Annotated in this window: 14 protein-coding genes; 8 read left to right on the plus strand and 6 right to left on the minus strand. The window is 62.3% G+C overall.

All coding sequences use genetic code 11. The annotated features are described in order from the left end of the window. Positions 1-5: 5 nt before the first annotated feature. On the minus strand, positions 6-881 hold the full coding sequence (locus H7X45_RS13755; protein ID WP_187335348.1) for an NAD(P)H-binding protein: 876 nt from the start codon (positions 879-881) through the stop codon (positions 6-8). A 101-nt stretch (positions 882-982) separates the two neighbouring features. Between H7X45_RS13755 and H7X45_RS13760 the strand changes: the two genes are divergently transcribed. Next, positions 983-1684, plus strand: coding sequence for a TetR/AcrR family transcriptional regulator (locus H7X45_RS13760; RefSeq protein ID WP_187335349.1), 702 nt, complete (start codon positions 983-985; stop codon positions 1682-1684). 69 nt (positions 1685-1753) lie between these two features. On the opposite strand, the gene H7X45_RS13765 is transcribed toward H7X45_RS13760, so the two are convergent. Next, positions 1754-2314, minus strand: a complete 561-nt coding sequence (locus H7X45_RS13765; RefSeq protein WP_187335350.1) for a TetR/AcrR family transcriptional regulator — start codon at positions 2312-2314, stop codon at positions 1754-1756. 97 nt (positions 2315-2411) lie between these two features. On the opposite strand from H7X45_RS13765, the gene H7X45_RS13770 reads away from it, so the two are divergent. Then, complete coding sequence (locus H7X45_RS13770; RefSeq protein WP_187335351.1) at positions 2412-3311, plus strand: SDR family oxidoreductase; 900 nt, start codon at positions 2412-2414, stop codon at positions 3309-3311. 380 nt (positions 3312-3691) lie between these two features. Here H7X45_RS13770 and H7X45_RS13775 read toward each other — a convergent pair whose 3' ends face one another. Next, the gene (locus H7X45_RS13775) at positions 3692-4240 is read right to left on the minus strand and encodes a TetR/AcrR family transcriptional regulator (RefSeq protein WP_214645504.1); all 549 of its coding nucleotides are present in this window, start codon (positions 4238-4240) and stop codon (positions 3692-3694) included. 137 nt (positions 4241-4377) lie between these two features. On the opposite strand from H7X45_RS13775, the gene H7X45_RS13780 reads away from it, so the two are divergent. The 4 genes from H7X45_RS13780 to H7X45_RS13795 all read left to right on the plus strand — a co-directional run bounded on the left by H7X45_RS13780 (position 4378) and on the right by H7X45_RS13795 (position 7444). Next, positions 4378-5319, plus strand: coding sequence for an alpha/beta fold hydrolase (locus H7X45_RS13780; RefSeq protein WP_187335352.1), 942 nt, complete (start codon positions 4378-4380; stop codon positions 5317-5319). A gap of 64 nt (positions 5320-5383) precedes the next feature. Further along, on the plus strand, positions 5384-5848 hold the full coding sequence (locus H7X45_RS13785; protein ID WP_187335353.1) for an Rrf2 family transcriptional regulator: 465 nt from the start codon (positions 5384-5386) through the stop codon (positions 5846-5848). Continuing rightward, complete coding sequence (locus H7X45_RS13790) at positions 5838-6758, plus strand: NAD(P)/FAD-dependent oxidoreductase (protein ID WP_187335354.1); 921 nt, start codon at positions 5838-5840, stop codon at positions 6756-6758. Before H7X45_RS13785 ends, H7X45_RS13790 begins: the two co-directional genes overlap by 11 nt. Beyond that, on the plus strand, positions 6755-7444 hold the full coding sequence (locus H7X45_RS13795; protein WP_187335355.1) for a glutathione S-transferase family protein: 690 nt from the start codon (positions 6755-6757) through the stop codon (positions 7442-7444). Before H7X45_RS13790 ends, H7X45_RS13795 begins: the two co-directional genes overlap by 4 nt. A gap of 39 nt (positions 7445-7483) precedes the next feature. Here H7X45_RS13795 and H7X45_RS13800 read toward each other — a convergent pair whose 3' ends face one another. Then, complete coding sequence (locus H7X45_RS13800; RefSeq protein ID WP_187335356.1) at positions 7484-8380, minus strand: AraC family transcriptional regulator; 897 nt, start codon at positions 8378-8380, stop codon at positions 7484-7486. Positions 8381-8529: 149 nt separating this feature from the next. Between H7X45_RS13800 and H7X45_RS13805 the strand changes: the two genes are divergently transcribed. Next, positions 8530-9255, plus strand: a complete 726-nt coding sequence (locus tag H7X45_RS13805) for an SDR family oxidoreductase (protein WP_187335357.1) — start codon at positions 8530-8532, stop codon at positions 9253-9255. A gap of 705 nt (positions 9256-9960) precedes the next feature. On the opposite strand, the gene H7X45_RS13810 is transcribed toward H7X45_RS13805, so the two are convergent. Continuing rightward, complete coding sequence (locus H7X45_RS13810; protein WP_187335358.1) at positions 9961-11301, minus strand: sigma-54-dependent transcriptional regulator; 1341 nt, start codon at positions 11299-11301, stop codon at positions 9961-9963. Further along, complete coding sequence (locus tag H7X45_RS13815; protein WP_187335359.1) at positions 11298-13064, minus strand: sensor histidine kinase; 1767 nt, start codon at positions 13062-13064, stop codon at positions 11298-11300. Before H7X45_RS13815 ends, H7X45_RS13810 begins: the two co-directional genes overlap by 4 nt. A gap of 249 nt (positions 13065-13313) precedes the next feature. Here H7X45_RS13815 and H7X45_RS13820 point away from each other — a divergent pair, with 249 nt between their 5' ends. Further along, the gene (locus H7X45_RS13820; protein WP_187335360.1) at positions 13314-14648 is read left to right on the plus strand and encodes a dicarboxylate/amino acid:cation symporter; all 1335 of its coding nucleotides are present in this window, start codon (positions 13314-13316) and stop codon (positions 14646-14648) included. Positions 14649-14701: the final 53 nt, after the last annotated feature.

The following is a 14701-nucleotide window of genomic DNA, read 5'->3' on the forward strand; positions in this document are numbered from 1 at the left end:
GTCTTTCAAATGTGGTGGGATGCTGTTGCGGGAGCGAGTTCGGCGGCGAGAATGTCGCCCATCGAACGGGGTGGGCGGCCAAGCAACTTTTCGAGCGCCGGGTCGACCAAGTCGAAATCACCGCGGCGCGCGGCGCGAAAGGTGCCGAGCAACATTTCTGCGTAGAGTTCGGGCACGCCCGCCGCGATCTTCGCCTCCTTCCACTCAGCGTCCGAAACGACGGTGTGCAGGATCTCGCGCCCCGTTACCTGCGAGGCGAGTTCGGCGATCTCGGCCATGGTCTGCGCCTTGGCTGCGGTGAGTGGCGGCGTCGCACCGTCGAACGTCGCCTCGCCCACCAGTAGCGCGGCGTCAGCTTCTGCCAAATCGGCGCGTGCCGTCCAATTGATCGGGCCATCTTCCGGCACGCGCAGTTCGCCGGTCCTTAGATCGCTACCAATCATATGGAGGCAGCTTTCGGCGTAGAACCCGTGGCGCAGTGCCGTGAACGGCGTGTCGGCGGCGGCGAGGTCCGCCTCGGTCGCCGCATGTTGGTCGGCGGGGGCGAAGGGCGATCCCTCGCGAGCGCCTGCATGAGAGGTGTAGAAAATTTGCGCGACACCGGCTGAGCACGCCGTATGGATCGCATTGCGGTGCAGGTTCCGGGCTTCCTCTCCAAGCTTGTCGACGGAGATTATCTCGATGCGATCTACGTCCGCGAAAGCCTCGGCCAAACCGGCAGGATCGGAGAAGTCCGCCCGCCGCATTGCAACCCTATCCGGAACGGCGAGGGATCCCGGTTCGCGTGACCCCGCCACGATCTCCTCCGGCGGATTGCGGTTTATGAGAGCTTCTATGACCGCCCGACCGAGATGGCCGTTGGCACCTGTTACCATGAGCATAACAGCAATCCTTCCAGTGATACACACGTCTTGTTACCATTGATAACAGAGATAAGCGATCGGCGCTATCAAAGTTCCTGTAGCGTTGATATTATCCGGCCATGCCAACGGACGACGCCACCGATATCGACACCCGAACGGCGGTACTCGATGCCGCGGCCGAACTTGTCGCGCTTGGGGGAACGAGCGCACTGACGACACGCGCCGTGGCGATGAAAGCCTCGATCCAGCCGCCTACGCTCTATCGCATCTTTGGCGACAAACGCGGACTGCTCGCTGCCTTGGCGCAGGACAGACTGGCGCGTTTCGTGAGCGAAAAGGAGGCGGATGCGCCGCATCCCGATCCGGTGGAGGATCTGCGGAACGGATGGGACCGCTATGTCGCCTTCGGTCTAGAAAATCCGGACATCTTCGCGATCATGAACGAGATCGGCTCGCCGCTGGCCCAGTCTCCAGCGGCGCTTGCCGGTATGGCTGCCCTGCGGCGCCGAGTGGCGAAGATAGCGCAGGCCGGACGCCTTCGGGTCGCGGAAGAGCGGGCCATCGCGCTGGTTCACGCATCCGCGGTAGGCATCGTCACCACCCTCCTCGCCTTGCCGCTAGAGGAGCGGGACAAGCGGTTGATCGTCCTTGCTCGCGATGGGGCCTTGGCGACGATCGTCAATAAGGAAGCCGAGTCGGACCGAAACGGTGCAGCGACCCATGCTATTGCACTGCGTGCACATCTCGACGGTATCGGCTCGCTTTCGGCGGCGGAGAAATCGCTGATGCGTGAATGGCTGGACCGTTTGGCGGACAGCTGACGTAGCGTTCTACGCGGCGAACGACGACCGCCGATCGATAGCGAAAAGTGGTGACTGCAGGGTGATCGTTCACCCTCGAGGATCTGCCCAGAGAGACCGGAGTTCTTCCTCGCTTTCGGCAAGGCGAGAAAGAAGGTCCGGTTCGCCATCTTCCAGCCAGGCGGTCGTGACCATTGCGAAGGCGGCGATGCCCGTTGTCGCCGCGAGCCGGGCGCGCAGATCGGTTTTCGCGCGCGCCTTCAACGCCTCGGTCATCGCGTCGACCAGAACCGTCAGCTTGGCGGCCTCCCGCTCTTTCAGGGCCGGGTTGGCCGCGATTATCCGTTGGCGCGGTTGCGAGAAGGGACGGTTGGCCTCAAGCAGCGGCACGACGCTGCGAAACGCATGGAACAGGGCAGCAAGTTCGCCGGCGCTGCTCGGCGCCTCCGCAAGTCCCGCCTCCAGCGCCGCCAGCAACACGTTCTGCCCGTCGAACAACACCTCGCGCTTGTCGGGAAAGTGGCGGAAGAAGGTCCGCTCGGTCACTCCGGCACGCGCGGCGATTTGCGCAGCCGTCACCGTTTCGAACCCGTCGCTGGCAAACAGGTCGATCGCGGCCTGTTGCAAGCGCAGACGTGAATCACCAGCCATCCTACTTCATCCTCTTGTCAGTCACTGACATGACGACTATGTCAGTAACTGACATATGGTGTAGCGGTTTTCGCTTCGCCGCTAAAGGAGAATGGTCATGCGCGTTTTTCTTACAGGAGCCAGCGGCTGGATCGGCAGCCTGGTCGCCCAAGAATTGCTGGAAGGGGGCCATTCGGTCGTCGGTCTGGTCCGCTCGCCGGCCAAGGCGGAAACGGCGAAGGCGGCAGGGATCGAGCCGGTGATCGGGACGCTAGGGGACTTGGACATGCTGCGTGAATGCGCTTCCGAGGCCGATGGCGTGATCCACACGGCATTCGGCCTCGAGATTTCGCGGATCGACGAACTCGCCGCTGAAGACGCTGGAGCCATAGAAGCGTTTGGCGCAGCGTTCGGGGGTTCCACCCGCCCCATCGTTGTCACCGACGGGTTCATCCAGACCGACGGTAGCATGGCTTTCGAAAGCGATCGCCCGGCCATCAAACCTGATTTCCCCCGCGCATCGCAGCAGACGGCGTTCGCACTGGCCGAACGCGGCCTTCATGCCAGCGTCGTGCGCAATCCCCGATCCGTCCACGGCCATGGCGAAACGCATGGCTTCGTGCCTATGCTCGCTGCGGTGGCGCGGCAGAAAGGCTTCGCGGGCTATATCGGCGAGGGAGACAATCTATGGCCCGCCGTACACCGCCGCGACGCCGCACGGCTCTATCGCCTCGCCCTGGAACGCGGCGCGCGCGGCGAGGCGTATCACAACGTTGCCGAACAAGGCGTCCCCTACCGCGCTATCGCAGAAGCGATCGGTCGCCAAACCGGATTGCCCGCGCGCTCGTTAACGCCGGAAGAAGCCGAGGATCACTTCGGTCCGCTCGCCATGTGGGTCGGCAATAACGGCCCGGTTTCGAACGCATGGACCCGCGATACGCTTGGCTGGACGCCTACGCATCTCGGGATCGTCGCAGATATCGAACGGCCGGACTATTCACCCGCCAGATCTATATGACCACTCGCCAGTATCCCCGCCTAATCGAAGCGTCGGTGACCGCCACCGGTTTGCGCAAATTTGAGTGTGGTACCCATTCGCCGCATCGGACGAAGCCGCGGTGATTTACTATGCCAAAGACAACATGCGCGCGATTCAGATACTCCTTGGACATCCGAGAAGCGAAAACTGCGCCCGCTCCCTGGCGTCACCGTCAAAGATGCACTGCTCGTGGCGGAGCAGACTGAAATCTGAAAAGAAAGCGGTCGACTTGGTAGCTTGATCGGCCGCTTTCAAGCGAGCACCGGCATGAACTGAGCGACCGATTATCGGGTGCCCCCCGTTTGGCACCTTTAAGAACGGAGATGGCGACAACTGTCACCGGCCGCACACTAACCCTATCATCGCACTTGAGCCGAAGGCGAAGCCGGGCGCGCCCTGATCCCGGCCATTACCTCGTCCCTGATGCTAAGTAATTCGCGCTCGTCCGCGCCGTCGCGCGCCTGGATGGCCATGCCTTGCTGGACTGCCAGCAGGTAGGCAGCAAGGCGGCCTGCTTCGCGAGGCTCCAGCCAACGGCTCAGGCCGTCCGCAATCCGGCTTCGCAGATCCAAGCGGCGATCGCGCAATTCGCGGGCAAGCTCCTGCTGCACTGCTCCTCCCTCGACCAGGCCGGTGGAGATCATGCAGCCACGCTCGTCGGTAAGCACAGCCCTGATCGCTGCGGTCAGCAAGCCCGAAACAGCCTGTTCCAGAGTGTCGGCGCCGGCCATCCCATCGACCGCGCCCGGAAGCGCCGTGTAGCGATCGAGCGCTTCGCGATAGAGCCCCGCCTTGCTCCCGAAAGCTGCGTACAGGCTGGGTGGCGCGATGCCGATGGCACCAGTCAGGTCCGCTATCGAAACGCCTTCATATCCGTGACGCCGGAACAGCCGCATCGCGGTGTCCACGGCTTGATCCCTATCAAAAGTGCGCGGGCCGGACCGTCGGCGGGTGGGCGGTTTATCCATAGCGATCACTAAACACAGCTTGACGCCAGAGGGCAACGGCTTAGTTTGTAGCGATCACTAAAGATAGGAGTTCGCATATGACTTCATTGCCCTTCCCGACCCTCGAGGGGTTTGGCTCAGTTCGCGACGTACCGGCGTTGCCGGACGGCTTTACCGATGTTTTCGAAAGCTATTCGGTGCCCACTGGCGAGATCGCGCTGCATGCGGTGATCGGGGGCGAAGGTCCGCCGCTCCTTCTGCTCGGCGGATGGCCGCAGAACTGGTACATCTGGCGCGATGTGATGCTTCCGCTTGCGGAAGACTTCACTCTTGTTGTGCCCGATCCCCGTGGACTCGGGATCTCGGACAAACCGGAGGGTGGTTACGACAAGGGCACAATCGGTCAGGACCTGTTCGGCCTGATGACGGCGCTCGGCCATGAACGGTTTGCGATGGTCGGCCACGATTGCGGCATGTGGGTCGGCTACGCAATGGCGGCGGACCAGCCGGAGCGGATCGAGCGGATCGCGCTCGGCGAAGCCATCATCCCGGGTGTCGCCGAATCACCTCCGCTGATCCCGGACGAGCGTCCGCTCAACGACTTCCTGTGGCACAACAATTTCTGCCGGGTGCGCGGCGTGACCGAAGAGTTGGTGGTCGGCCGGGAGGAGATCTTTTTCGACTATCAGTTCACCAAGATCCCCGTTCCCAATCCCATCCCAGCCGAGGTGCGAGCCTTCTACATCGACCTCATCAAGCAGGATCGCCGCACCCTGACCGCCAGCTTCGATTATTATCGCGCGATCGACGAGGACATCCCGGCGAACCACAAACGAATGGAGAGCAAGCTGCAGATGCCGGTTCTAGGCTTTGCAGGAGAGTTGGCCTGCGCGGCTGCGGTGGAAGAGCAGCTGAGGCAGGTGGCTGATCACGTGGCTTGCGCCATCATTCCCGATTGCGGGCATTTCGTACCGGAAGAGATGCCGCAAGCGCTTCTCGAGCTGCTGACGCCCTTCCTGGAGCCATATCGATCGCGCTGAGGTCCCGGAAAGCGGATGCAGACACCTCTTGACCCGAACAGGATCACGTATCATATCAAGATACATGAAATGCGATAGCAGATTATCCGGCGTACTCCATGTACTGCTGCATATGGCCGAAATGGATCGTCCGGTAACTTCCGAGACCATGGCGGCGATCATGGGGAGCAACCCGGCTACGATGCGGCGCACGATGGCGGGCCTACGCAAGGCGGGGTTTGTCAGATCCGAAAAGGGCCACGGAGGTGGCTGGTCGATCGAGCGGCCACTTTCGGACGTCACGCTGCGTGACATCTACACATGGTTGGATAGCCCCGAACTCTTCGCGATGGGCAACCGAACCGATGCGCCGGGATGCCTGGTCGAAGAGGCCGTCAACGAGGCGCTGGGCAGCGCTTACGACGAGGCGCGAAGCGTGCTGCTCGACCGTTTCGACAGCGTAACGTTAGCTCAGCTGAGCTACGACTTCCATCGCCGCATGAGCGCACGTGCCCATGGTTCCGATCAGGAGATTACAAATGAACTATGATGCCGTCGTCATCGGGGGGAGCTATGCAGGTCTGTCGGCGGCGATGCAGATCGCCCGTGGGCGCCGATCGGTATGCGTCCTCGACACGGGCGAGCCGCGCAACCGGTTCGCGGACGCCTCGCACGGTTTCTTCGGCCAGGACGGTGCAGCGCCCGAGGCCATGATCGTCAACGCCCGCGACCAGCTCGCAGCCTATCCAACCGTTCGCATGATCGCCCACATGGCGTGCGATGCGACACGGGTCGATGGCGGTTTCGAGGTGACGCTTGCAAGTGGTGGAGCGCTCACAGGAAGAAAACTGGTGCTGGCGTTCGGGATTTCCGACGTGCTTCCCGCAATTTCGGGCCTGTCCGAACGGTGGGGCGATAGCGTGCTGCACTGCCCCTATTGCCATGGATACGAATATCGGGACGGTAGGCTCGGTGTGCTGTGGACTGCACCCCTGTCGGCGCATCAGGCGGCGCTGATTGCCGATTGGGGAGCGACGACGCTCTATCTGAACGGCAACCCTCATCCCGAGGGGGATGCGCGGACGCTTCTCGACCGGCGCGGGGTATCGATCGAAGCCGCCTCGATACAGGAGCTGCGGGGCAAGGACCGCACGCTGACATCGTTGCTGCTCGACGACGGCCGCGAGGCAGCGATCGATGCGCTGTTTCTCGCGCCGCGCTCGAAGCTCAACAGTCCGATCGCCGAACGGCTCGGCTGCGCGCTCGACGACGGACCCTTCGGCCCGATGGTCCGGACCGATGCCGCCCAGCTCACCAGCGAACCCGGCGTATACGCAGCCGGCGACATCGCCCGCGCGCCCCATAATGCGAGCTGGGCTTCGGCCGACGGCGTGACCGCGGGCATCTCGCTCCACCAGTCGCTGGTATTCGAGCCATCCATGGCCGGAGCCGCCGCATGAGCATGACCCTCTACGAACTGGAATGGGGCCTCTATCCTCGCCGCGTCGGCATCTATCTCGCCGAAAAGGGGGTCGCGGATATCGACCGGATCGCGTTCGATATCTCGGCTGGATGGCCGCCCCCCGAACTGGAGCGACTGAGCCCGCTCGCGACCGTTCCGATCTTGCGGACCGAAGACGGCACGCTGGTCCGCTCCTCGATCGCTATCCTCGAATATCTGGAAGAGCGCTACCCTTCGCCTGACATGCTGGGCGCGACGCCGGAACTGCGCGCGCGGACGCGCGAACTGGTCGCGGTCATCGACGAGGCCGCGCTGCAATTCGGGATCTGGTGCCACAAGGGCAGTCCGGCATTCGCAGGACGCGAGGAACAAAGCCGGGAAGCTGCAACCATTGCGGCGGATGCCTATTACGGTCGCCTGCGTCTGCTTGACACGCTGGCAAGCGAAACCGCCGGCACGTTCCTCGCTGGTGACGGGGTAACCATCGCCGATTGCATCGCCATGGCCACGCTTCAGTTTGCCGAAAAACTCTATGGCGTTCCCCTGCCTGAAGGCTGCGCTGTTCTACGCGACTGGTACGATATGTTCAGCAATCGCGCGAGCGCCGCAGCGCCGTCCTACCCAAAGCCGCTCCTCGCGGTCGCCCAGGGTTTGCCGAACGCCTGTCCACCGACTTTGCTGTAGCGTCGCTCACGGCGTCATTTCTTGTCACCCGATCAGGTATCAAAGTGGCATCAATATACTCTCGCTGTTTTGCAAGCGCAGGATGTCTTGTCTTGGTGGGGCGCCGAACAGTCTGGAGTATTCGCGGCTGAACTGTGAGGGGCTGTCGTAGCCAACTGCGAACCCAGCTGACCCTGCGCTCACCCCTTCCGAAAGCATGAGCCGCCGCGCTTCCTGAAGCCGCAACTGCTTCTGGTATTCGAGGGGCGTCATCTGCGTGACCGCCTTGAAATGCGCATGGAGCGAGGAGGGGCTCATGCCCGCCGCCGCAGCGATCTCGTCGATACGCAAGCATTGATCGAAAGCGGAGCGGATTGTGCTGATGGCCCGGCTCACTTGACTGAGGTGACTGTCGGCCACCGCCATATAACGCAATGTCGGCCCATGCGGTCCTGTCAGTAGGCGGTAAAGAATTTCACGCTCGATCAATGGAGCCAAGGCAGGGATTCCTTCCGGACGATCGAGCAGCCGCACCAGTCGACACGCGGCATCCACCAAATCGTCGTCACTGCGATAGACGGCCAGTGCCGGCTGGTTGGCTTTTGGCGCCCGTTCGCCCTCCTCCATAATGAGGTCAGCCAATGTGGATTGATCGATGTCGATTTTCGCACAAAGGTAGGGCGCTTCGGAACTGGCCTGCGTCACGTGCCCTACCAATGGCAAGTCCAGCGACACCAAGAGATAATGCTCAGCGTCATAGGTCAGGCACTGATCGGCAAGCGATACACGCTTCGAACCTTGGGCGATCAGGCAAAGCGAGGCTTCGTAAACCGTGGGCAGCGGCATTGTCGGCTCGTCAGCGCGAAACAGGGACAACCGCGAGATTGCCGTATCGGCCATCCCCGTGCGGGCAACATGCCGCGCGATCTGTGCAGCCAGTTCGGAATGCTTGTACATTACCCCGCCTTGCCATTGCCCAGAGCCAATTCGCAATCCGTCGAGGTTAAATTCTGGAGGATCGTGCAAGGGTTTCGGCGGATCGAGATCACGCCCTCCTGACCATCGTCCTATCTGTCGTGCAACCAGGCAGAATGAAAGGAACTGGCATGAGTAAGACCATCGATAAGACCGTGCTGATTACCGGCGCATCAAGCGGGATCGGCGAGGCAACCGTGAGAGAACTGGCCGAGACGGGCGCGAAGCTGTTTATCGGCGCGCGGCGCACCGATCGCCTGGAAAGGCTCACGGAAGAATTGGGCGAGGTTGTGGCGTGGCAATCGCTGGACGTGACGGATGCCGAGAACTTTCAGGCTTTCGTTGCGGCGGCGCAGAAACGCTTCGGAAGCGTCGACGTGCTCATCAACAATGCCGGCGTCATGCCACTCTCACCCCTTGCTGCGCTGAAACAGGATGAGTGGTCTCGAATGATCGACGTCAACATTCGCGGCGTGCTGAACGGGATCGCGGCGGTCCTGCCTGGCTTCATCGCTCAACGCTCCGGGCATGTGGTCAATGTGGCCTCGATAGCGGCGCATCTCGTGATGCCAAGCGCGGCGGTCTATTGTGCAACCAAATACGCGGTGTGGGCACTCACGGAAGGACTTCGGCAGGAGCACGACGATATTCGCACCACGATTATCTCGCCAGGTGTCGTAGAGACAGAGCTGGGCAACGACATAACCGATCCGCAGATTGCATCCGCGCTGACCGCTTGGAGGGAAAAATCGCTGACGCCGGATGCCATTGCAAGGGCGATCCGTTATGCTCTGGAACAACCGGAGGGTGTCGACATCAACGAGGTAATCGTGCGCCCGACTGCAGCTGGAATGTAGCTTGATACCTCAGGAGCGCCGAGTTTGGTTAAGCGCCGATGTTGGCGCTCCTAGACCTCTGAACCTATTCCAGATAGCCGGGGATGTCAGCTTTGGTAGGCATCCCACTCAGAAGCTGTGATTCCGCTAACGGCCCAATTCTTGTCTATCGGTTTCGAGCCCCAATCTCATACATCCAAAGTCACCGATCTGGTCCCGTAACCTGACATCCGTTCAAGCCGATTGGCTCGGCAAGAGTGGGTGGAAGGCGAAACGGCTGCTTCGGCTGGCGGACCACGGCACATGCGTGTTAGTAGTCGGTTTCGTCGAGAGCCCCACGCTGCTCCAGCCCAGAGGCATATGGTGACTACGAACGGCGCGAAATCGCGCGAACCATTCATTGCTTCAGGTCTGTTGGGCCAAAAACCCAGTTGAGATAGTCCCCGAGCCGTATACCGCCTTGCTCGTGCCCGCGTCGAGATCGCGGCTGGGATGCAGAACTGGAATCGTGCGAAGCCGCACTCGGCATTTGGCTACGCACCCCGGCTGCGATCGCCGCCGAGCTTGAGCCGCGTTGATGCGTAAAACAACGGCCCCGCTCTGATTCCAGCTGGGGAAACCTGGGGGGCACGTCAAATGGTCAGGCTAGCCCTACCAGCAAGTTAATTTCATGCTGTGAGTACCAGCCCTTGCAACTAAACAGGAATTTCGGATTGATCCCATGGATCAGCCCCGCCAATCACTCGGCGATATCCCGAAGCGATTCATTTTGTCATAAAGCGTCTTTCGCGGTAGTTCGAGCAGAACCATGGTTTGCCTGATATCGCCGCCCGTGCGGCACAGCGCGTGGACGATTTGCTGCTTTTCGAATGACGCCACGCGCTCGCGGAGCGATAAAATCCCGACCGGGGCGTCCGTGTCTTCGAAATCTTTCAGGCCCAGCACATGGCGTTCCGCCAAATGCATGAGCTCTCGCACATTTCCGGGCCAGGTGTCTGTGTCGAACCGGCGCCATAACCCCGGTCCAATGTCCGGGACTGTTCGCTTCTGCCGCGCAGCCGCTTCGTCCAGGAAATGCGCGAATAGCACCGGGATATCGCTCCGTCTCTCGCGCAGCGGCGGAACTTGCAGCGTCACAGCGTTCAGGCGGTAGTAGAGCGCGCCGAGAAAACGTCCCTCGGCAACCTCCCGTCCGAGGTCGCGCTCGCTTGCAGCAATCAAGCGCACGTCGATCGGCTCGACCCTGTCACTGCCGAGAGGAAGGATGACGCGGTCTTCGATCAGGCGCAGCAGCTTGGGTTGAATCGCAAGCGGTAACGCATCGAGGTTATCGATGAACAGCGTGCCGTAATTTGCGCTCATCACACGCCCGCTGCGCGAATGCTGTGCGCCAGGAAAGGCGCCGGCATAGTGACCGAACAGTTCGCTCTCCACGCTCGCCTCGGGCAAGGCTGCGGCGTCGAGGGTCACCATTGGCTTGCCGCCGCGTCCGCTGGCACGGTGGAGCAGTCCAGCGACGAGCGACTTTCCGGTTCCCGTCTCCCCCTCGATCAGGATGTCGATCTCTGCCGGACCGAGCTGGTCGATCGTCCGCCGCAGGAGTTCGGTTTGCGGTGATGGGCCAATCAAGGCGGAGGAGGTTGCCGCGCGTTCCGCCTCCGCGCGCAGACGGCGGTTGTCGAGCACCAGCGAGCGCTGTTCGAGCGCGCGTCGCAGCGAGCGGAGTAATGTTTCGGGATGGTAGGGCTTGGTCAGGAAATCATAGGCGCCGTCGCGGATCGCCTTCACCGCCAGAGGGACATCGCCGTGCCCGGTGATGAGGACGACCGGCAGGTCCGGGTCGCGCTCGCGCAAGGCGGCAAGCAGCTGCATGCCGTCCATGCCCGGCATCCGTAGATCGGTTACGACCACACCCTCGAAATCGCGATCGATCCGGGCGAGCGCGTCGTCGCCGCTCGCAAAAGGCTGCGGTACCAGCCCTTCCAGTTCCAGGCTCTGTATATTGGCGCGGCGCAGATCGGCATCGTCGTCGACGAACGCGACGCGGGAACAGGCGACGCGGCTCACTGGCGCACGGTCCGCAGGGTAAGGCGGAACACAACGCGATCGCCCTCCGGCACGAACCGCAGATCGCCGCCAAATTCGCGCATGATCTCCTGCGATATCACCAGCCCGAGGCCGAGGCCGTCCTTCTTGCCGGAGTTGAACGGTCTGAACAGGTTCCGAGCGACGTCGGCCGCTATCGGCGGTCCATTGTTGGAGATTGTGAGGTCGATCGCCTCGCCGGCTGCGGAGATGGCGATCGCGATCAACGAGGTGCTTTCACTTCGCAAGGCGTCGAGCGCATTGCCGAGCAGGTTGACGAGCACCTGTTCCAACCGCACGCGCTCGGCCAGCACGATCAACCCGGCGGTCGGATCGACCGTCACCGCGACGCCCTGCCGCTCGATCCGATCATGCAGCAGCATCAACGCGCCGTCGATCGCGTCGGAGAGCAGCATTGGCTTCGGCGCGCCGCTCGTCTTTCGGGAGAAGCTGCGCAGTTCGCCGGTGATCGTGCCGATCCGATCGGTCATTTCGGCAATCACCGAAAAATTCGCCTCCGCGTCTTCGGTGCGGCCACGGCCGAGGAGCGTGCGTCCGTTGTCGGCATAGCTGCGGATGGCGGCGACGGGCTGCGCGATCTCGTGGGCGACGCCCGCGGTGATCTGGCCAAGCGAGGCCAGCTTGTTCGCTTGCACCAGCTGTTCGCGCGTTTCCTGCAACCGCGCCTCGCTCGCGCGGCGGTCCGACATTTCCCGTTTCAGATCGCGATTGGCGGAGCGCACGTCGGCGGTTCTTGCCTCGACCTCCCGTTCCAACGCGATCCGCGCCTCGGCTTCGCGTTCGATCCTGAGGCGCTGCCGCTGCCGGCGACGTGCCACGAAGAGGACGATGGCCAAGATGAGAACCAAGGCCATCGCCATGGCGACTCGGGCGCCGTTCTCCGCGACCGCGATCGCGCCTTGCGTCGGATAAAGGAGATGGAGTGTCCAGCCGCGCGTTCCCGTCGGCGCGGTCACGGGTACGAACGGGCTCCTTCCTTCCACCTCCAGGAGCGGCCGGCCATTGTACGATCGCTCTGCGAGGTCCAGCGGCGAAAGCGGCGCTTGTCCGTAATCGAGGCTGGCGCGCATATGGTCCTTCACCAACTCGGGAAGCGGGCGCAGGCTGTGGAAGCGCCATTCCGGCCGGCTGCTCACCAGCACCACACCGAGGGCATCGGTCACGAATGCGGGTTCGTCCGAACGCGCCCATTCTTGTTCCAGACGATCGAACTCGACCTTGACGACGATGACGCCGCCGCCCGCCGCGCTGTCTATCCGCCGCGCGATGTATAGCCCGGGATGGCGGCTAACGGTGCCGAGCGCGAACTGCTCCGCTGCTCCGTCACGGTACGCGCGCCGAAAATAGTCTCGAAACGCATAGTTAGAACCGATGAAGCTGTCCGCGCGGTTCCAGTTGCTTGCGGCGATCGTCGTACCGCTGCTGTCGATCAAATAGATGGCGGCTGCGTCAATCGCACCGCTCAGTTGCTCGAGCTTCCGATCGAAGTCGGTCAGGCGGGAGGGGTCGGCGATCCTGACCGCTTCGACGGCGTCAGGATCGCTGGCCAGAGCGAAGGGCAGCAGGCGGTACTTCTCCAACTCGCTGCGAAGAACGGCACTGTGCAGCGCTGCGGACGCTTCGGCGCTGCGGTGCAAGCGATCGACAGCGTGCGTTCCCGCGATCCGGCCCGCACCCCAGACGAGGACACCGCTTAGAATGACCAAGGCTAGCACGAACGCCATGGAAGAAGCCCCAAAGCGCGTGGGAATTTTTTCTAACGACATGGAAATCGGCCTGTGTGCGGAAATCGGCACGATGTCCACCGGTATGATGCGGATTACCGCACAATCGCATTAAGGCCCGTCCCAGTTTTATTCTATTATCAAATAGTTACAGAAATTTTCAAATCGGTGGTCCGAAGTTTGCAGCCGCCCTATGTTTTGTGGGCGAAACGCGACTGATCGCAGGTGGCGGCGCCAGGGAGAGTGATAATGTTGGCTACAGCCGAGCCGCCGGCAGAGCGGAAACGCCCGTGGTGGGCGCATCTTTACGTGCAGGTACTGGTGGCAATCGCACTCGGCGCGGTGATCGGCCATGTCTGGCCCGACGTCGGCACTTCGCTCAAACCGCTGGGCGACGGGTTCATCAAGCTCGTAAAGATGATCATCGCGCCGGTGATCTTTTTGACGCTCGTCACCGGCATCGCTGGGATCAAGGACCTTGCCGAGGTCGGCCGCGTCGCGCTGAAGGCGTTCGTCTACTTCTTGTTCTTCTCCACGCTGGCGCTGATCATCGGCATGATCGTCGCCAACGTCGTGCAGCCGGGCGCGGGGCTCGCCATCGATCCCGCCACGCTCGATGGCGGCGCGGTGAGCGATTATGCCGCAAAGGCGCATGACGTTTCGTTGCAGGGCTTCCTTCTCGACATCATCCCGGACTCGCTCGTCTCCCCGCTGGTCGGCGAGAACATCCTGCAGGTGCTGCTGGTCTCGATCCTGACCGGGGTCGCGATCGTGCTGGTGGGCGAGCCGGCCAAGCCCGTACTGACCATGCTCGATCGGCTGAGCGCCATCGTGTTCCGGATCGTCGGCCTGCTGATGCGCCTGGCCCCCATCGGCGCGTTCGGGGCGATCGCGTTTACCGTCGGCAATTACGGCGTGGAGAGCCTCGCCAACCTCGCCGAGCTGGTTGGGCTGTTCTACCTCACTGCCGCGCTGTTTGTCATCGTGGTACTCGGCACGGTCGCGCGGCTCACTGGCTTCTCGATCTTCAAGCTGATCCGCTATCTGAAAGCCGAGCTGCTGCTGGTGCTGGGCACGTCGTCCTCGGAGGCTGCACTACCTGCGCTGATAGGCAAGATGGAGCGGGCGGGCTGCGACAAGGCGGTGGTCGGCCTCGTCGTGCCGACCGGTTACTCATTCAACCTCGACGGCACCAACATCTACATGACGCTGGCGGCGCTATTCATCGCGCAGGCGACGGGCATCGACCTTTCAATAGGCGAGCAGATCGCGCTGCTCGCGGTGGCAATGCTTTCGTCCAAGGGCGCTGCAGGGGTGACCGGGGCGGGGTTTATAACGCTCGCTGCAACGCTGTCGATCGTGCCCGCGGTACCGGTCGCGGGCATGGCGCTCATCCTAGGCATCGACCGGTTCATGAGTGAATGCCGTAGCCTAACAAACTTTATCGGCAATGCGGTCGCCACCGTGGTGGTCGCGCGCTGGGAAGGCCAGCTCGACCGCACCAAGCTCGATGCCGCCATGAACGGGCGCCTCGACGATATCGACTCCGAACTACCACCGGCTGCGAAAGTCGACGCTCGCTAAACAACGCAAACCAAGAAATACCGCGGGTTAATCGCGGCGAACGGGAGAGGAAG

It is taken from the genome of Novosphingopyxis iocasae (assembly GCF_014334095.1).
In the GTDB taxonomy this organism is placed as follows: domain Bacteria; phylum Pseudomonadota; class Alphaproteobacteria; order Sphingomonadales; family Sphingomonadaceae; genus Novosphingopyxis; species Novosphingopyxis iocasae.